Consider the following 17,803-nt stretch of genomic DNA (forward strand, 5'->3'; position numbering starts at 1 on the left):
CGAACGAGATGCCGAACGGACCTCCGCACGAAGCGCGCGGCCTCACGCTACTCGCCCGGTGCGGGTCGTGTAACGATCGGGGCGCCCCCCAGAACTGGCCTAGACCTCTTGGCCCGCGCGGGAGAGACTGAAAGCCCTGGTCGGTCCCCGTGTGCCCGTGGAGGTTGCCCGCCGATGACGCCGCCACCGTCGTCTCCCCAGCATGGCGCGCGAAGGACCGTACTGGCGGGCGCGCGCGTGGTACGGCCCGGCGGCATCGACGAGGCGGGCCGGGTCGCCGTCGAGGGCGGCCGGCTCACCGCGGCCCTGCCGCAGGAACCGCACGGTACCGAGGTGGTCGACCTTACCGGGCACTGGCTCGTGCCCGGCTTCGTGGACCTCCACGTCCACGGCGGCGGCGGGGCGTCGTTCTCCGCCGGATCGGCCGAGGAGGCGCTGACGGCCATCGCCACGCACCGGCGCCACGGCACCACCACGATGCTGGCCTCCACGGTCACCGGCACGCTTCAGGACCTGGCGGCGCAGGCCGGGGTGCTCGCGGAGCTGGCGCGGCGCGGGGAGATCGCGGGCGTGCACTTCGAGGGCCCGTTCATCGCGCTGGGCCGCCACGGCGCGCACGACCCGGCGCTGCTGCGCCCGCCGGCCGCGGCCGACGTGCGGCGGCTGCTGGCGGCGGCGGAGGGCTGGGCGCGGATGGTGACGCTGGCGCCGGAGCTGCCGGGCGGGCTGGCGGCGGTGCGGCTGCTGCGGGACGAGGGCGTGATCCCGGCGGTCGGGCACACCGACGCCTCATACGACACGGCCCGGGAGGCGATCGAGGCCGGGGCGCGGGTGGCGACGCACCTGTTCAGCGCCATGCCGCCGCTGGCGCACCGGGCGCCCGGCCCGGTCGGCGCGCTGCTGGCGGACGAGCGGGTGACGGTGGAGCTGCTGAACGACGGCACGCACCTGCACCCGGCCGTGCTCGGCATGGCCGTGCGGGCGGCGGGAGCGGACCGGGTGGCGTTCGTCACCGACGCGATGGGGGCGGCCGGCATGGGGGACGGCGACTATCCGCTGGGGCCGCTGCGGGTGACGGTCTCCGGCGGCGTGGCGCGGGTCGCGGACGGTGACGGCGCGGGCGCGCTGGCGGGCTCGACGCTGACGATGGACCGGGCGTTCCGGCGCGCGGTGACCGTGGACCGGATGCCGGTGACGGACGCGGTGCGGGCGGCGAGCCTGACCCCGGCACGGGTGCTGGGGGTGGACGACCGGGTGGGGTCGATCGAGGAGGGCAAGGACGCCGACCTGGTGGTACTCGACGCGGAGTTCCGGGTCGCCGGGGTGATGCGCAAGGGCGACTGGGTGGTCAGGCCGGGGGCGGACGCCCCGGCCGGGGTCAGCCACGTTCTCTGATCGACAGCCGCTGGATGGCGATATCGCAGGAGTCGCCGCAGGTCAGCTGGATGGTGTTCGTCCCCTCGGTGAGGTCGACGTAGTTGTAGGTGTCATACCAGCTGCTCTCCCAGTCGCCGGTGCCGCCGTAGTCGCGGGTGTCGATGGCGTCGTCGCGGGGCGTGCCGTTGACGGAGAACGACATGGTCTGGCCGTCGGAGACGGTGGCGTACTCGGTGAACAGCTCGTAGCTGCCGCCCTCCGGCAGCTCGAAGGTCCAGGTGATGGTGGCGTCCTGGCGGCCCAGGATGGCGATGTAGGAGCCGTCCTCGGTGGAGGCGCCGGGCAGCTCGGACTCGATGGCGGCGCCGCCGGAGAGTTCGACGTCGGCGGGGCCGGCGGTGGGCAGTGCCTCGGGCTCCTCGGGCTCGTTCTCGTCGTCGTCGCCCTCGCTGCCTTCCGCGTTCTCCTCGTCCTCGGTGGCGGTGGGGGCGGGGGTCGGGTCGCCGCCGGCGGTCTCCTCCTCACCGCCGCTGCTGAAGAGGATGGCGGCGCCGACGCCGGCGACGACGGCGAGGACGACGGCGATCGCGCCGATCAGCAGGCCGTTGCGGCGCGGCGGCTCGGGCGCGGCGCGGCGGGGACCGGCCGGGGCGGGCGCCGGGGCGCCGACCTGGGCCTCGGGCGCGGCGTAGCGGGCGTCCGGCTGCGGGCGGTAGCCCTGCTGGCCGCCGAAGGTGCGCTCGCCCACGGGCCGCACGTTGTGGTACGAGGCGGGGCCGCGGGAAGGGGACGCTGCCTGACCGGACGACTGTCCATCGGGCCGGTACAGGTAGCCGAACGGGTCGTCGTCGTTGTCGGGCGGCATGGCTCCGCCGTTGTTCCCGGCAGTCATCGACTCGCTCCTTCAGGGTGGGTACGGCCGCGAGCCTACCCCGTTCGGGGGACAGCCCTCAGCCAGCGCGGCGGCGCCCCTGGGACCGTGACCGCTTTTCTATGTACATGCGCTGGTCGGCGGACTCCAGGATCTCCTCAATGGTCATCCCGCAGGCCGCCCAGCCGATGCCGAAGCTGGCGCCGACGCGGACCGACCTGCCCTCGAAGCGGATCGGCGGGATGATCGCGTTGCGCAGCCTGACGGCCAGGTCGGAGGCTTCGGCGAGGCCGAGCCCGTCGGCCAGCACCACGAACTCGTCGCCGCCGAGCCGGGCCACCGTGTCGTTGTCCCGCACTCCCTGCTCCAGCCGGCGGGCGACCTCGACGAGCACGGCGTCGCCGCAGACGTGGCCGTACCGGTCGTTGATCGCCTTGAAGCCGTCGAGGTCGCAGAAGAGCACGGCCAGCCCCTTGCCGTCGCCGCCGGGCGCGTCGGGCGCGCGGACGTGCTCGTGGTGGTCGTACGGGAGCGGCGCGGCGCCGCCGAGCTGGCCGTAGGCGTCGGCCGGCCCGGCGCTGGCCGCGGCGGGCCCGATCCGTTGGCTCGGGGTGTCGCACAGGCGGCTGCGCAGCCGGGTGCGCAGCTCGGCGCTGTTGGGCAGGCCGGTGAGCGAGTCGTGGCTGGCGCGGTGGGCGAGGGCGAGTTCGTGGCGCTTGCGCTCCTCTATGTCCTCGACGTGGGTCAGCAGCACCCGGGGCCCGTCGGCGGCGTCGGCGACGACGGAGTTGCGCATGCTGACCCACACATAGGAGCCGTCGCGGCGCAGCAGGCGCAGCTCGGCGCGGCCGCCTTCGGCGGGGGTGCGCAGCAGGACGGTGGTGTCCTCGGGGTGGACGAGGTCGGCGAAGCTGTAGCGGCGCAGCGCGGTGACGGAGCGGCCGAGGAGGCGGCACAGGGCGTCGTTGACGCGGATGAGGCGGCCGTGGTTCTCGCCGCCGACCTCGGCGATGGCCATGCCGCTGGGCGCGTACTCAAACGCCTGGCGGAAGCTCTCCTCGCTGGCGCGCAGCGCCTGCTGCTCCTGCTCGAGCCGGACGAGGGCGCGCTGCATGTTGCCGCGCAGCCGGGCGTTGCTGATGGCGATGGCGGCCTGGGAGGCGTACATCTGGAGCGCCTCGCGGCCCCAGGCGCCGGGGCGCTTGCCGTCGCGGGGCCGGTCCACCTCCAGCACGGCCAGCAGCTCGCCGTCGGAGGCGTACATGGGCGCGAAGAGGCGGTCCATGGGGTGCCACTCGTCGGGCGAGCGGGGCGCCGGGCCGGTGGTGTGCCACTGCGGGACGTCGTCGTGGTCGAGGACCCAGCCCTCGGTGTACGGGATGAAGCGGAGCTCTCCCCAGCGCTCGCCCATGGACAGTCTGCGCTCCCAGGACTCGCGGGAGCCGGTGCGTCCGGCGAGCGCGGCCTCGGCCCGTTCGCTGCCGGCGACGGCGGCGACGAGGAGATCGCCGTCGGGGTTGACGAGATTGACGGTGGCGACCTCGAAGTCCAGCGCGGTCACGGCGCCGTCGGCGATGGCCTGAAGGGTGTCTGCCATGCTGCGAGCGGTGTTCAGCTGCGCGAGGACGCGGTGGAGCTCCCGCAGCGAGGCCAGTCGCACATAAGGCTCCGTCTCCGTTTCGATCACTCCCCCGGGCGCCCGAATGCACGTGCAGATGTACCTACAGGCCACTGAATCACACTCAGCTGCCTATTAGGTACACAGGGTCAGTAATTAATTGCCTACTGTGAGCTATGTCACACTGCGAAAGGGCTCCGTCGCGGGACGTAGGACGCGGTGGGCGGCAGGGCTGGTTCCCCCGGCCGATGCGGCCCGCGGAAGGCTCCGGTTAGCGTTGCCGGTGTGTCCGTCCCATCGCAGCATTCGCCAGCCCACCCGACCGCTCCCGTCGTCACGCATCCTGAAGGGGTGAGCGAGGAGGAGTTCCGGGCGGCCATGGCCCGCCTGGCCGCGGGCGTCGTGCTGGTCACGGCGCACGACGAGGAGGACGGGCCGCGCGGCGCCCCGGCGGGCATGACGGCGACGGCGTTTCTCTCGGTCTCGCTCGACCCGCCGCTGGTGATGGTCAGCGTGCGCACCGGGTCCCGCATGGACGAGCTGCTGGAGCGGCAGCCGCTGTGGGCGGCGTCCGTGCTCTCGGAGGAGCAGCGCACGATCGCCGGGCGCTTCGCCATGAAGGGGCGGCTCAGCGACCGGCTGCTGTTCCAGGAGGTGCCGCACGAGGTGGGGCCGGCCACGGGCGCGCCGCTGGTGAAGGGGGCGCTGGCCGCCGTGGAGTGCCGCACCGAGCAGCGGGTGCACGCCGGGGACCACACGCTGGTGGTGGGGCGGGTGCTCGGCGCCGGGCTGCCGCCCGTGCCGGGCGTCGGGCCGCTGCTGTACTACCGCGGCGCCTACCGGAAGCTCGGCTGACCCCTCACCACTCGCCGCGGTCGCGGCGCAGCCGCTTGGTCTCCGAGCGCCGCTTCTTCTCCCGCAGCCGCCGCTCGCGGGCGCCCCGCGGCACGCCGCGCTTCCGCCGCGGGCGCGGCGGCGGCGCCGTCGCCTCGGCCAGCAGACTCGCCATCCGCACCCCGGCCGCCTCGCGGTTACGCCACTGCGAGCGGTGCTCGCTGGCCCGCACCGTCAGCACGCCGTCCGTCAGCCGCCCGGCGAGACGCTGGAGCGCCCGTTCCTTCCACTCCGGCGGCAGCGCCTGGGTGCGGGCGAGATCGAACCGCAGCTCCACCGCGCTGTCCGTGGTGTTGACGTGCTGCCCGCCCGGGCCGGAAGCGCGCGCGAAACGCCAGCGCAGCTCGCGCTCCGGCAGGGAGACCGAGCCGCGTATGACGAACCGGCCCTCGCGGCCGCCTGATACGGGCATGCCTGTCATGATCGGGGATCCCCGCCGGGAACGCACCCTGGTTTCCCCTGGAACCTCGCGGGGCCCTGACGTCGTTGGTGCCAGTGAAGGTAACGTCATCGCAAAGCGATCCAGAGCTTCATTAAGGGGAAATTCACATGGGTGTGAGCCTGGCCAAGGGCGGCAACGTCTCGCTGAGCAAGGAGGCTCCGGGTCTGACGGCTGTGACGGTCGGACTGGGCTGGGACGTGCGGACGACGACGGGCGCCGACTTCGACCTCGACGCGAGCGCCCTGGCCGTGGACGCCAGCGGCAAGATCATCTCCGACCAGCACTTCGTCTTCTACAACAACCTCACCTCCCCCGACGGCAGCATCCAGCACACCGGTGACAACCTCACCGGCGAGGGCGAGGGTGACGACGAGCAGATCAAGGTGAACCTGGCCGGTCTGCCGCCGGAGGTCGACAAGGTGGTCTTCCCCGTGTCGATCCACGACGCCGACGCGCGTGGCCAGAACTTCGGCCAGGTGCGCAACGCGTTCATCCGCGTCGTGAACCAGAACGGCGACACCGAGATCGCCCGCTACGACCTCACCGAGGACGCCTCCACCGAGACCGCCATGGTCTTCGGCGAGATCTACCGCCACGGCGCCGAGTGGAAGTTCCGCGCGGTGGGCCAGGGTTACGCCTCTGGCCTGGCGGGCATCGCCAAGGACTACGGCGTCAACGTCTGAAGCGCACCGCTGACCCGGCGGTCAGCGCCCGGAGACCCCCCAGCGCGTCCGTACCGCGGGGGGTCTTCGTCATGTCCGGCCGCCGCGGCGGGCACCCGCTGCCGGCCGGAGGGTCAGCGGCGGGCCGCCCGCTGGAAGGTGCGGCGGTAGGCCAGCGGGGAGACGCCGATCGCGGCGTGCAGGTGCTGGCGCAGCGACGCGGCGGTCGCGAAGCCGACCCGCTCGGCGATCCGCTCCACCGGCAGGTCGCTCGACTCCAGCAGCTCCCGCGCCCGGCTGACCCGCTGCTGGATCAGCCACCGGCCCGGGCTGACCCCGGTCTCCTCCCGGAACCGGCGGGCGAACGTCCGCACGCTCATCCGGGCGTGCCCGGCCAGGTCGGCGAGGGTCAGCGGGGCGTCCAGCCGCTCCAGCGCCCACGCCCGCGTCGCCGCCGTGCCCGTGGCCGCCGGCTCCGGCACCGGCTGCTCGATGTACTGCGCCTGCCCGCCGTCGCGCCACGGCGGCACCACGCAGCGCCGCGCCACCCGGTTCGCGACCCGGCTGCCGTGGTCCCGCCGCACCAGATGGAGACAGACATCCACGCCGGACGCGGCCCCCGCCGACGTCAGCACGTCGCCGTCGTCGACGAAGAGCACGTCCGCGTCGAGCCTGACGCGGGGGAACAGCTCCCGGAACCGGGCCGCCTCGCGCCAGTGCGTCGTGGCCGGGCGGCCGTCCAGCATCCCGGCCGCCGCCAGCACGAAGGCCCCGGTGCAGATCGACACGGTGCGCGCGCCGGGCCGGATCGCCGCCAGGGCGTCCGCGACCGCCGCCGGCAGTCCGGGCGTCTCCGGCAGCGGCCCGTACGGCGGGATGACCACGGTGTCGGCGGTCCGGAGCGCCTCGGGCCCGTGACCGACGCTGATCGTGAAATCGCCGAGCGTGCGCACCGGACGGCCGTCGACCGTGCAGGTGGTGACCTGGTAGAGATCGCCGGCGGTGCCGAAGACGCGCAGCGGAATGCCGAGTTCGAACGGGTAGACCCCGTCCAGCGCCAGCACCACCACGCGGTGCCGGGCACGTGCGGGGGCGGGAGTCCGCGCGGCAGTCATGACAAGATCCTATCGGTCAATGGCATTCGTGCCACTGCCGGTGGTGCGGAGGCCGGTGCACGCTAAGACGCATGAACGACTCCACGCACACCCCCATGCGCGCCATCAGCCAGGACACCACCGGCGGTCCCGAGGTGCTGAAGGAAGTCCGGCTGGCGCGCCCGGTGCCCGGCCCTGGCGAGATCCTCGTCCGGGTGCGCGCGGCCGGCGTCAACCCGACGGACTGGAAGCACCGCGCCACGGGCGGCTTCCTCGGCGCGCCGCCGTTCGTGCTCGGCTGGGACGTCTCCGGCGAGGTCGAGCAGGTCGGCTACGGCGTCACCCTCCACAAGCCCGGTGACCAGGTCTTCGGCATGCTGCCGTACCCCTACGGCGTGGGCGCGCACGCCGAGTACGCCAAGGGACCGGCCCGCGCCTTCGTGCCCAAGCCGGAGAACCTCGACCACGTGCAGGCCGGCGCCCTGCCGCTCGCCGCGCTCACCGCCTGGCAGGCGCTGGTCGACACCGCGCACGTTGAGGCCGGGCAGCGGGTGGTGGTCCACGCAGCGGCGGGCGGGGTCGGGCACCTGGCGGTGCAGATCGCGAAGGCCCGCGGCGCACACGTGACCGGCACCGCGAGCGAGCCCAAGCACGACCTGCTGCGCCGGGTCGGCGCCGACGAGGTCATCGACTACCGCACCACCGACGTCGCCGAGGCCGTCCGTGACGCCGACGTCGTGCTGGACCCGCTGGGCAGCGAGCACGCCGTCCGCTCACTGCGCAGCCTGCGGCCGGGCGGCATCCTGGTCTCCCTGCTGGCCGACCCGGAGGGGACGCTGGCCCGGGAGGCGGAACGGCGCGGGGTGCGGGCCCAGGTGATGCTGGTGGAGCACGACCAGGCAGGTATGGCGGCCATCGCGGACCTGGCCGCCCAGGGCCGGCTGCACGCCGAGATCGCCGGCACCTACGAGCTGGCCGACGCCGCCAAGGCGCACGAGCGGGGCGAGACCAACCGCGTCGCGGGGAAGCTGGTGCTGACCGTGCAGTGACGCCGTCCCCGGCACCGCTCAGGCGGGGTCCTCGACGGTCAGTCCGGCCAGCTCCGCGCCGAAGTGGGCGGCGATGGCGGCGGCGTCCGCCTCGGCCGCGCGCCAGCGGCGCGCGGGGAACGCGGCGAACGGCCGGATCCGCAGCGTCACGCGCCCGCGCGCCCGCCGCTGCCGCCACACGCCCGCGATCTCGCCGTCTACCAGCACCACGCCGGGGCTGCCCGCCGCCCGCCACACCGCGCGGCGGCGGGCCGGATCCGGCACCAGCAGGGCGCGGTCGCCCACCTCGGTGTACGGGTCATAGGGCGGCAGCAGGCGGACGCCGCCCGGGTCCGGGGCGGACGTGAGGCGTTCGAGCTGGTCGGCGTGCACCCAGTACCTGGCGCCGCCGACGGTGACCTGCCGCAGCTCGTCCAGGACCAGCTCCCACCACCGGCGTGCGGCGGCCGGGGCGCAGCCCAGCCAGACCGCCAGCGCGGCGGGGCGGGCGGGGCCGGCGGCGGTGAGGAAGGCGCGGACCAGCCGGGCGCGGGCGGCGAGCGGGTCCTCGGGCACCCACGGCCCGGCCCGGCGGTAGCGGAACCGGCCCCGGGCCCCGGCGCCCGGCTCGATGACGAGCCCGGCCTGGAGCGTGGCCAGCCGGAACAGCTGGTCGTCCACGTGCGCGGCGCCGCAGCGCTGGCACCACTGCACGAGCCGCGCGTCCACGCGCCGGCTCACCTCGCCGCTCAGCTCCCCCTTGGTGGGCGTCCGCCCGCCGGTCACCGCCTGGCGCATCGCCGCGGCGGTGGCCGCCAGCGCGTCGCTGAAGGCCACGCCGCGCGCGGCGAGCCCGGCGCCGACGGGGCCGGCCGAGGCCGGGAGCAGGTCCTGGGTGTCCACGTGCCCCAGCGCCGCCGCCAGGCCCGGCAGGCCGCGGGCGTCGTGCAGGTGGACCGCGCCCCGCAGCGAGTGGACCAGCGCCGTGGGGGCGGTCGTCGGGGCGGCCGGCGGGGCGGCGCCGGTCCGCAGCCGCAGCGCGAGCGCGGCGCTGAGACCCACCGGGCGGTCCTGGAGGCCCGTGGCCAGCACGGCCGCGCCCCGGGACGCCGGGTCCCTGCCGGCCGGGGCGGCCAGGTCGTGGGCGGCGTAGCGGTAGGCCAGCAGCCGCGCACGCCGCAGGACGAGCATGGCCCCACGATAGAAGCGCGGCGCCCGCGCCGCCCGTCGTCAGGCGCGGCGCTGGCGGGCGGCCTCGTACAGGGCGACGGTCGCGGCGCTGGCGGCGTTGAGGGAGCTGGCCGTGCCGGTCATGGGGATGCGGGCCATGCGGTCGCACGCCTCGCGCCAGGCGGTGCTCAGCCCGGCCGTCTCGTTGCCGACGAGGAGGAGGACGGGGCCGGTCAGGTCGCACTCGGCGAGGTCGGCCTCGCCGTGCTCGTCGGTTCCGATGACCGTCACCGGCCGCCCGGCGGCGGCGAGCCAGCCGGTCACGTCGCGGGGGCCGGGGACGCGCACCACCGGCAGCGCGAACAGGGAGCCGGTGCTGGCGCGCACGGCCTTGGGGTCGTAGACGTCGGCGGCGTGGCCGGTGACGATCACGCCGTCGGCGCCGAAGGAGTCGGCGGAGCGGATCAGCGTGCCGATGTTCCCCGGGCTGACGGGGCGGTCGAAGACGACGCCGAGGAAGCGGTCGCCCACCGGAATGCGGCTGAGGTCGTCGGGCGGCATGGCGGCCACGGCGACGATCTCGGCGCCGTCCTCCTTCTCGCCGAGTTCGGCGAGAAGCTGGGGCGCGACGGCGAACGTGTCGGCCCGGGTGGCCGCCAGCAGCTCCTTCGCCCAGCGCGACAGCGGGCGGCTCGCGTCGTAGAGGAACGCGCGCAGCGGCCAGCCGCGTTCGACGGCCATGGTGATCGGCCGCACGCCCTGGACCAGGAACTCCCCCAGCCGCTGCCGCTTGGCGCGGTTGCTCAGCAGCGCGTGCCACTGCTGGAACCGGGCGTTCTTCGTCGTCACTCTCCGCACGGCCACGTGGGTGAGCGTAGTCGACGCGTGGCCGGGCCCGCCGGGGCGGGAAGGATGGCCCCATGCACGAGGCCAGGTACAGCGAGGAACGCGGCTGGTACGTGGTGGACCCGTGGGGCCAGCTGGTCCACCTCGAACGGGACGGGGAGGTGCGCGCCGCGCTCTTCGGCGACGACAGGCAGGCGGCGGCGGACCTGGCGGCGCGGCTGAACCGCGCCAGTGAGCCGCGCCGTCCGGGCGCCCACCGTTCTGGTGCGTAACAGTGACGAAGCCGCCACGCGGCGCAGCGGTGCGCACTAGGCTGGACGTCATGCGGACGATCCTGATCACGGGTTCCACCGACGGGCTGGGCCGCCACCTCGCGGTCCGCCTGGCGCGCAGCGGCGGCACGCGGGTCATCGTCCACGGCCGCAGCGCCGAACGCGCCGCCCAGGTGCGTGCGGAGATCACCCGCGCGGCGGGCGAGGACCGCGCCGACGTGCTGCTCGCCGACCTCTCCTCGCTCCGCGAGACGGACCGCCTCGCCGACGAGGTGACCCGGCGGTACGACCGGCTCGACGTCCTGGTGAACAACGCGGGCATCGGCAGCGGTCCCCGCGGCAGCGGCCGGAGCCTGACCGAGGACGGGATCGAGGCGCGGTTCGCCGTCAACTACCTCGCCGGATACCACCTGACGCGGCGGCTGCTGCCGCTGCTGACCGCCTCAGCGCCCTCGCGCGTGGTGAACGTCGCCTCGGCCGGGCAGCGGCCCGTCGACTTCGGCGACCCGATGCTGGAGCGCGGCTACTCCGGCAGGGCCGCCTACGCGCAGAGCAAGCTCGCCCAGATCATGTTCACCTTCGACCTGGCCGCCGAGCTGCGGCAGCGGGGCGCGGACGTCGCCGTCAACGCCCTGCACCCGGCCACCTTCATGGACACCACGATGGTCCGCGAGGGCGGCATCAGCCCGTTGCACACCGTGGAGACCGGCGCCAACGCCACGCTCCGCCTGATCGAGGGCGACCACCCCGGCACCGGCGGCTATTTCGACGGCACCCGCCCGGCCCGCGCGCACGACCAGGCGTACGACCCGGAAGCCCGCCGCCGCCTGCGCGAGCTGTCCGACGCTCTCATCGCGCGCGCCCGGTCCGCGCCGGCCTGACGGCGGGCGGGGGCGGCACGCCGCCGGGCGCTACGACGCGACGCGGACGCCCAGGGCGGCGGCGAGCACCGGCGCCAGGTCCAGCAGCTGGGAGGGCGAGAGGACGGCCCCGGACAGCCGCTCGGCGCCCCGCGCCAGCTCCAGGCGCGCGGCGCCGCGCAGGTCCACGTCCGCCAGCGTGGCCTGCGAGAAGTCCGCGCCGCGCAGCTCGCAGTCCTCGAAGGAGACGCGCGTCAGGCGGGCGCCCGCGAAGTCCGGCTCCACCAGCACACAGCCGCTGAACACCACGTCCACCAGCCGGGACTGCCGCAGGTTGAGGTACACGAGCTTGCCGCCGCTGATCCGCACGCGCGTCAGCGCCGCCCCGCTGAGCTGGGTGCCGCCGAGGTGCGCGTCGCGCACGTCCACGTCCCGCAGCTGCGCCTCCGCGAGGTCCGTGCCGACGCCGTGCGCCCGCTCGACGAGGCTGTCGGCGATCCGGACCCGCCCCAGCCGCGCCTCATCGAACCGGCAGTCACGCAGCGCGCACTCCAGGAAGCTCGCGCCGGGCGCGCCGGCGCCCGAAAGGTCCAGGCCGCTGAACTCCAGGCCGTCGTAGCTCTCCTCCGGCTCCAGCCGCCCGGGGCCCGCCGCCAGCCCGGGCAGGGAATACACCGGCTGCTTCGGCGGCTTGCACACCGCCGCCGTGCCCCGTGACCGTCGCTGTGTCGTCCGCTGCGCCATGGGTCCCATCCTGCCCGCCGCCACTGACAGCCAGCCGGACTTGACCTCACGTGCGCTTGCACTTGCAGCGTCACTGCCATGCATGCCCTCCGACTTCACGCATTCGGCCCGCCGGAGAACCTCCGCTACGAGCGGGTGCCCGACCCCGAGCCCGGCCCCGGCGAGGTCCGCGTCGCCGTCGCCGCCGCCGGCGTCCACGTCATCGACACCGCGCTGCGCGCCGGCGCCACCGGCGGCGGCCCCTTCCCCGTGCCTGCTCTGCCGGCCATCCCCGGCCGCGAGGTCGCGGGCACCGTCGAGGCGGTCGGCGAGGGCACCGACCCCTCATGGCTCGGCCGCCGCGTCGTGGCGCACCTCGGCACGGCGCCCGGCGGCTACGCCGAACTGGCGGTCACCAGCGCCGAGCGGCTCCACGCACTGCCCGGCCACGTCAGCGAGGACACGGCCGTCGCCGGGGGCATCGGGCGCTGCTCACCCCGTACGCGCGCCACCAGGGCGCCCGCGTCATCGGCGCCGCCGGGGGTGCACCGGTTCCCCCTCGCCGAGGCGGCCGCCGCCCACCGGGCGGTGGCGGGCAGGGCCACCATCGGCAAGGTCGTGCTCAGGCCGTAACGGTCCTCGCCGCCGCGGGCATCACACCCGGACGGCCTCGATCAGCACCAGCCGCTCGGGCCACTGGATCGGCGCCCGCACGCCCGCGCCGCCCAGCACGCGCCCCGGCAGGGTCACGCCGTCCCCGGTCCACCACGTCAGCTTCGTCGTCGCCGGGCCCTTGACGCCGTCGCCGGGCGCCAGCGGCGCGACCCGGTAGGTGGCGTCCGGGTCCAGGCCGGGCAGCAGCACCCGGCCGGGGGGCGACTGCACGCTCGTCTCCACCTGGACCAGCGCATACACCGCCCGCGAGCGGTCGGGCGCGACCACGCCGTGCAGCCACAGCGCCGGGTCGGGGTGGTCGCCGCGCACCACCTCGCCGCCGTGGAGCAGCGGCCGCAGCTCCTTGTAGAGCCGGATCCAGTCCGCGAGCGCCGCGCGGTCCTCGGCGCTGGCCCGGGTCAGGTCCCACTCGATGCCGAAGTGGCCGAAGAGCGCCGTGCCCGCGCGGAAGCCGAGGGTGTGGGTGCGGCCCGTGGTGTGGGCCCGGTGGTCGCCCACGTGCGCGCCCATCAGCTCGGGCGGCAGCAGCAGGCCCGTGTAGCGCTGGATGCGCTGCCGCTCCAGGGCGTCGATGCAGTCACTGGTCCACACCCGGTCGGTGCGCTGGAGGATGCCGAGGTCCACGCGGCCGCCGCCGGAGGAGCACGACTCGATCTCCAGGCCGGGGTGGCGGGAGCGCAGCTCGTCCAGGAGCCGGTAGACGGCCTCGGTCTGGTCGTGCACCCCGGCGCGCCCGCCCGGGCCGTTGCCCGCCTCCACCAGGTCGCGGTTGTGGTCCCACTTCAGGTACGTCAGGCGGTACTCGGAGACGATCGCGTCCAGCCGCTCGAGGATGTACGCGTACGCCTCCTCGTTGCCGAGGTTGAGCACCTGCTGGTGGCGGGACTCGGGCGGCAGCCGGTCGCCCGTCGCCATGATCCACTCGGGGTGCGCGCGGGCCACGTCGGAGTCCGGGTTGACCATCTCGGGCTCCACCCACAGGCCGAACTCCATGCCCAGGCCGCGCACGTAGTCGGCCAGCGGGTGCAGGCCCTGCGGCCACACCTCCTCGTCGACGTACCAGTCGCCGAGCCCGGCGTGGTCGTCGCGGCGGCCCCGGAACCAGCCGTCGTCGAGCACGAACCGCTCGGCGCCGACCTCGGCGGCCGCGTCCGCCAGGGCCTTGAGCTTGTCCAGGTCGTGGTCGAAGTACACGGCCTCCCAGACGTTCAGGGTGACCGGGCGCGGCGAGGACGGGTGGCTGTCGCGGGCGCGCAGGAACGCGTGGAACCGCCCGGACAGCTCGTCCAGGCCGTGCCGCCCGTAGGAGCCGTAGACCCAGGGCGTGGTGTACGACTCGCCGGCGGCGAGGGCGATCTCGCCGTCCAGCAGCAGCTCGCCGCCCGCCAGCAGCGACACCCCGTCGGGCGTGCGCTCGGCCAGCGAGCGCTGGTTGCCGCTCCAGGCCACGTGCAGGCCCCACACCTCGCCGGAGCGGAAGCCGAAGCCGCGCTCGCCGGCGACGTGCACGGTGACGGCGCCGGTGCCGGTCCGGCCCCTGCGGTTGTCCCGCAGGTGGGTGCCGATGGTGAACTCGTGCCGCTGCGGAGTGCGTTCGCGCAGGTGGCGGCCGGTCATGTCGAGCAGCTCGGTGGCGCGCTCGGGCACCGGCAGCGCCAGCAGCACGCCCGAGAGCGTGAAGGGGGCGGCGTCCGCGGCGGCGTGGCTGGTGACCGTGGCGCGCTGCCGCACCAGGCCGGAGGCCGTCAGCTCGATCTCCAGGCGGAGCCCGAGCTGGGCGTGCGCGTCCTCGGCGGTGACGGTGACGCCGGGGGCGCCGGCGTCCTCGCGCCGCTCGACGGCGGTGACCTTGAAGGCGGTGGAGAAGTCGGCGCCGGCGCGGTGGCCGGTGAGGCCGGGGGTGCCCAGCCAGCCCGCCGACTGTTCCAGCAGCGGGCCGACGGGGACGACGACGTCCACGTTGTTGGAGGCGACCTGCGGCTCGTGCGCCCGGACGAGCGCGGCCGCCTCGGCGTCGCTCAGCTCGCCGAGGTCTTCGCCCCAGTGCACGATCCGGGGAAGCCCTTCACCGGAGCAGTCGAGGAGCAGGCCGGTGCCAGCGGAGCGGAGGTGGCAAAAGGTCCCGTCGCGCATGAGACGTCCTCTGTTCGTTCCTGTTGGGACTTGCGCGCTCTTTCTATGTTCCGCGCGGTCGGGAGTCAACCGCGTCCGGGGCCACCGCCAGGAGTGCAACCCGAGTGCAACCGGCCGCTTCTACCGTCGCTGCCGGCACATCCGTTCCGCACGCACGCAGCGAAAGGCACCAGCGACCGATGATCCGCACCACCCGCACCGCCGTCTTCGTTCCCGGCCCGGAGACCGGCTACACCCGCGCCGTGGAGTTCGCGCCGCTGGCCTGACCGCGCAGCCGCGCGAGCGAGGCGCGGACGTCCGAGGCCCGGCGGTGCCCGGTCGACTCGAACAGCTCCAGCGCCCGGTCCAGGTACGGCAGCCCGGCCTCCGGGCCCGACAGGTGCGCCAGCGCCAGCCCGATCCCGTCCAGGCACTCGGCCCGCATGTACGACGCGCCCGTCCGTTCCGCCACGGCCAGCCCCTCGCGGTAGCTGGCCAGGGACTCCTCCCACCGGCCGGCCAGGCGCTGGGCCTTGCCGAGGATGCCGAACGCCGAGGCGCGCGGTGAGGCCTCCGGCAGCGACTGGTGGATGCGCAGCCCTTCCTGGGCGTGGGCGACGGCCTCCTCGGGGCGGTTCATGTCGATGTAGCAGAACGCCAGGTTGGCCAGGCCCATCGCCTCCAGCTCGGGGAAGCCGTGCGCCCTGGCCAGCTCGACGGCCTGGCTGAGGTAGCCCTCCTCACGCTCCAGCTCGCCCATCTCCTGGCAGAGCACGCCCAGGTTGTTCAGCACCGTCGTCTCGGTGCGCCGGTCGCCGCTCTCCCGGGCCAGCGCCAGCGCCTCGTCGTAGCACTGGGACGCCTCGGCGAACCGGCGGGTCTCGGCGAACGCCGAGCCCAGGCGCCGCAGCATCCGCTGCACCGCCAGCGTGTGGCCGAGCGCGCGCCCCGCGGCCAGGCCCAGGCGGTGCAGCTCGATCCAGTCGTCGTACTGCCGCCTGCGGTGCTGGAGGAACCACAGCACGTCCGCCAGCTGCCAGGTGCGCCGGTGGTCGCCGCGGCGCGCGGCGAGCCGGGTGGCGGCCAGCACGGCCGGGTACTCGGCCGTCATCCACGCCAGGCCCTCCGCCGGGGTCGCAAACGGCGGCGGGTCGGCGGGCGGATGGGCCACCTCCCGCTGCGGCGGCGGGTAGTACGCCTGGTGCGGGCGGCCCGCGGCGTCGCCGGTCGCCAGGTAGAAGTCGAGCATCCGGGCGATGGCGGCCTCCCGCCCCTCGCGCGGCTCGTCGGCCTCGGCCCGCTGCCGGGCGTACAGGTGCACCAGGTCGTGCAGCACGTACCGGCCGGGGCCGGTCTCCTGCGCCAGGTGCGCGGCGACCAGCGCGTCGAGCGACGGCTGCACCGACGCGACGGTGCCGCCCGCGAGCGCGGCGACGGCGCCCGCCGACAGCTCCGGCAGCGGGTGCAGGCCCAGCAGCCGGTACACCCGGGCGTCGCGCGGCTCCAGCGCCTCGTAGGCGGAGCTGAACGCCGTCGGCACGGCGGCCTGCTCGTCGCCGGCCAGGGCCAGGCGCGCCAGGCGGCGCTGTTCGCTGGACAGCTCCTCGACCAGCCAGCCCGCCGGGCGGTTGGGGTGGGCGAGCAGCCGGGCGGCGGCGATGCGCAGCGCCAGCGGCAGACCGTCGCACAGCCGCGCCAGCGCCCGCAGCTCCTCGTCCTGGCCGCCGGCCAGCGAGGCGCCGACGGCGGCGCGCAGCAGGGCCGTGGCATCGGCGTCGCCGAGGACCTCCAGCGACAGCTGCTGGGCGCCGTCGAGCGCGATCAGCCCGTCCAGCCTGCGGCGGCTGGTGACCAGGACGAGCGAGCCGGGTGAGCCCGGCAGCAGCGGCCTGACCTGCGCGGCGGTGGCGGCGTTGTCGAGGACGACGAGCAGCCTGCGGTCCGCCACCACCGAACGGAACCGCGCCGCCCGCTCGTCCAGCCCGTCCGGCAGCCGCCCTTCCGGCTCGCCCAGCGCCCGCAGGAACCGGCGCAGCGCCTCGGCGGGCGGCAGTGCCTCGGATTCGTGGCCGCGCAGGTCCACGAAGAGCTGCCCGTCGGGGTAGCCGGCACGCAGCCGGTGCGCGGCGTGGACCGCCAGCGCGGTCTTGCCGACCCCGGCGGCCCCGGCGAGCACGATGACGGCCGGGCTGCCGCCCGCCTGGCCGAGGGCCGAGCGCAGCCAGGCGAGTTCGGCGGTCCTGCCGGTGAACCGCTGCGGGTCGCGGGGCAGTTCGGCGGGCACGGGCCGGGCGGGCCCTGACCGCCCGCCGCCGCTGGCCTCGCCGGGCGGCGGCACGGGTTCCTCGCGCAGGATCGACAGATAGACGCGCTCCAGCTCGGGCCCGGGGCTGACGCCCAGCTCCTCGTCGAGCAGGCGACGGGTGCGCTGGTAGTGCGCGAGCGCCTCGGCCTGGCGGCCGCAGCCGTACAGCGCGCGCATCAGCAGGGCCTGGAGGCGTTCCCGCAGGGGGTGGGCGCGGGCGTAGCCGGCCAGGTCACCCGCCGTCTCGGCGTGCTCGCCCAGCGCCAGCCGGGCCGCCGCCCGCTCCTCGACGGCGCGCAGCCGCTCCTCGGTGAGCGCCGCAGCCGCGTCGCGGCGCAGCGTCTCGGAGGTGACGTCGGCCAGCGGCTCGCCGCGCCACAGCGCGAGCGCCTGGCCCAGCAGGTCGGCGCGGGCCCGGTCGTCCCGCCCGCTGCCGCGGGCGCGGGCGGCCAGCTCGCGGAAGCGGAGCAGGTCGACCTCGCCGGGGGCGGCGTCCAGCAGGTAGCCGGGCGGGCGGTAGCGGACGAACTCGCGCGCGGGGTCCGCCTTCGCCAGCGTGGTGCGCAGCCGGCTCACGTAGGTGCGCAGCGTGACCGGAGAGCTGGTGCGGTCGTGCCGCGCGTCGCCCCACAGATGGGCGCCGAGCGTCTCTGCGGGCACCACGCGCCCGGCGTCCACCAGCAGGCTCGCCAGCAGCGACCGCTGCTGGCCGGCCGGAACCCGCACCTCGCGGCCGGCCGCGCGCACCTCGATGGGCCCCAGCACCCGGAACTCCACCCCCGCCAAGGTTCACCTCCCGCAGCTCCGCCCAGGGCGACTGTACGCCGGCCGGGGTCACGCGACGGCCTTGAGGC

15 protein-coding genes and 1 pseudogene are annotated in these 17,803 nt (G+C 75.4%); 7 read left to right on the forward strand and 9 right to left on the reverse strand.

Features of this window, described 5'->3' with window-relative positions:
• The first annotated feature begins 174 nt into the window (after positions 1-174).
• Complete coding sequence (gene nagA, locus JK356_RS12960; protein ID WP_201867831.1) at positions 175-1,395, forward strand: N-acetylglucosamine-6-phosphate deacetylase; 1,221 nt, start codon at positions 175-177, stop codon at positions 1,393-1,395.
• On the opposite strand, the gene JK356_RS12965 is transcribed toward nagA, so the two are convergent.
• Together JK356_RS12965 and cdgB are read right to left on the reverse strand one after the other, a co-directional pair.
• Entirely contained in the window at positions 1,379-2,269 is an 891-nt protein-coding gene (locus JK356_RS12965; protein ID WP_201867832.1) for a carbohydrate-binding protein, read from the reverse strand. The two genes, nagA and JK356_RS12965, sit on opposite strands and share 17 nt — an antisense overlap.
• 58 nt (positions 2,270-2,327) lie before the next feature.
• Complete coding sequence (gene cdgB / locus JK356_RS12970) at positions 2,328-3,932, reverse strand: diguanylate cyclase CdgB (protein ID WP_201867888.1); 1,605 nt, start codon at positions 3,930-3,932, stop codon at positions 2,328-2,330.
• Positions 3,933-4,217: 285 nt separating this feature from the next.
• Here cdgB and JK356_RS12975 point away from each other — a divergent pair, with 285 nt between their 5' ends.
• Positions 4,218-4,721 (forward strand): flavin reductase family protein, encoded by a 504-nt coding sequence (locus JK356_RS12975; protein WP_374100650.1) that lies wholly within the window; start codon positions 4,218-4,220, stop codon positions 4,719-4,721.
• 4 nt (positions 4,722-4,725) lie between these two features.
• Here the strand turns inward: JK356_RS12975 and arfB are convergent, their stop codons facing one another.
• Positions 4,726-5,172: an alternative ribosome rescue aminoacyl-tRNA hydrolase ArfB gene (gene arfB / locus JK356_RS12980; RefSeq protein ID WP_201867833.1), complete on the reverse strand. Its 447-nt coding sequence runs from the start codon at positions 5,170-5,172 to the stop codon at positions 4,726-4,728.
• 137 nt (positions 5,173-5,309) lie between these two features.
• Here arfB and JK356_RS12985 point away from each other — a divergent pair, with 137 nt between their 5' ends.
• On the forward strand, positions 5,310-5,885 hold the full coding sequence (locus JK356_RS12985) for a TerD family protein (protein ID WP_201867834.1): 576 nt from the start codon (positions 5,310-5,312) through the stop codon (positions 5,883-5,885).
• A gap of 113 nt (positions 5,886-5,998) precedes the next feature.
• On the opposite strand, the gene JK356_RS12990 is transcribed toward JK356_RS12985, so the two are convergent.
• Entirely contained in the window at positions 5,999-6,979 is a 981-nt protein-coding gene (locus JK356_RS12990) for a GlxA family transcriptional regulator (protein WP_201867835.1), read from the reverse strand.
• A gap of 71 nt (positions 6,980-7,050) precedes the next feature.
• On the opposite strand from JK356_RS12990, the gene JK356_RS12995 reads away from it, so the two are divergent.
• Positions 7,051-8,007 carry an NADP-dependent oxidoreductase gene (locus tag JK356_RS12995; protein ID WP_201867836.1) on the forward strand — a complete coding sequence of 319 codons (957 nt, stop codon included), beginning with the start codon at positions 7,051-7,053 and terminating at the stop codon, positions 8,005-8,007.
• An 18-nt stretch (positions 8,008-8,025) separates the two neighbouring features.
• On the opposite strand, the gene JK356_RS13000 is transcribed toward JK356_RS12995, so the two are convergent.
• Both JK356_RS13000 and JK356_RS13005 read right to left on the reverse strand, forming a co-directional pair.
• Positions 8,026-9,177, reverse strand: a complete 1,152-nt coding sequence (locus tag JK356_RS13000) for a DNA glycosylase AlkZ-like family protein (protein WP_201867837.1) — start codon at positions 9,175-9,177, stop codon at positions 8,026-8,028.
• Between the two features lie 39 nt (positions 9,178-9,216).
• Positions 9,217-10,020 (reverse strand): TrmH family RNA methyltransferase, encoded by an 804-nt coding sequence (locus JK356_RS13005; protein ID WP_307815556.1) that lies wholly within the window; start codon positions 10,018-10,020, stop codon positions 9,217-9,219.
• Between the two features lie 56 nt (positions 10,021-10,076).
• Between JK356_RS13005 and JK356_RS21865 the strand changes: the two genes are divergently transcribed.
• Together JK356_RS21865 and JK356_RS13010 are read left to right on the forward strand one after the other, a co-directional pair.
• The gene (locus JK356_RS21865; protein WP_236671221.1) at positions 10,077-10,274 is read left to right on the forward strand and encodes a hypothetical protein; all 198 of its coding nucleotides are present in this window, start codon (positions 10,077-10,079) and stop codon (positions 10,272-10,274) included.
• Between the two features lie 50 nt (positions 10,275-10,324).
• On the forward strand, positions 10,325-11,155 hold the full coding sequence (locus tag JK356_RS13010) for an SDR family NAD(P)-dependent oxidoreductase (RefSeq protein ID WP_201867839.1): 831 nt from the start codon (positions 10,325-10,327) through the stop codon (positions 11,153-11,155).
• Between the two features lie 30 nt (positions 11,156-11,185).
• Here JK356_RS13010 and JK356_RS13015 read toward each other — a convergent pair whose 3' ends face one another.
• Positions 11,186-11,878, reverse strand: coding sequence for a pentapeptide repeat-containing protein (locus JK356_RS13015; protein WP_236671222.1), 693 nt, complete (start codon positions 11,876-11,878; stop codon positions 11,186-11,188).
• Between the two features lie 78 nt (positions 11,879-11,956).
• Here JK356_RS13015 and JK356_RS13020 point away from each other — a divergent pair.
• Positions 11,957-12,402: pseudogene (locus JK356_RS13020) on the forward strand (alcohol dehydrogenase catalytic domain-containing protein); the annotation flags it as partial.
• 109 nt (positions 12,403-12,511) lie between these two features.
• On the opposite strand, the gene JK356_RS13025 reads toward JK356_RS13020, so the two are convergent.
• Both JK356_RS13025 and JK356_RS13030 read right to left on the reverse strand, forming a co-directional pair.
• A complete protein-coding gene (locus JK356_RS13025) occupies positions 12,512-14,665 on the reverse strand; it encodes an alpha-galactosidase (protein ID WP_201867841.1) in 2,154 nt (717 codons plus the stop codon).
• A 229-nt stretch (positions 14,666-14,894) separates the two neighbouring features.
• Positions 14,895-17,726 (reverse strand): BTAD domain-containing putative transcriptional regulator, encoded by a 2,832-nt coding sequence (locus tag JK356_RS13030; RefSeq protein WP_307815557.1) that lies wholly within the window; start codon positions 17,724-17,726, stop codon positions 14,895-14,897.
• Positions 17,727-17,803 lie beyond the last annotated feature (77 nt).

It is taken from the genome of Streptomyces sp. 7-21 (genome assembly GCF_016741785.1).
Lineage (GTDB): Bacteria > Actinomycetota > Actinomycetes > Streptomycetales > Streptomycetaceae > Streptomyces.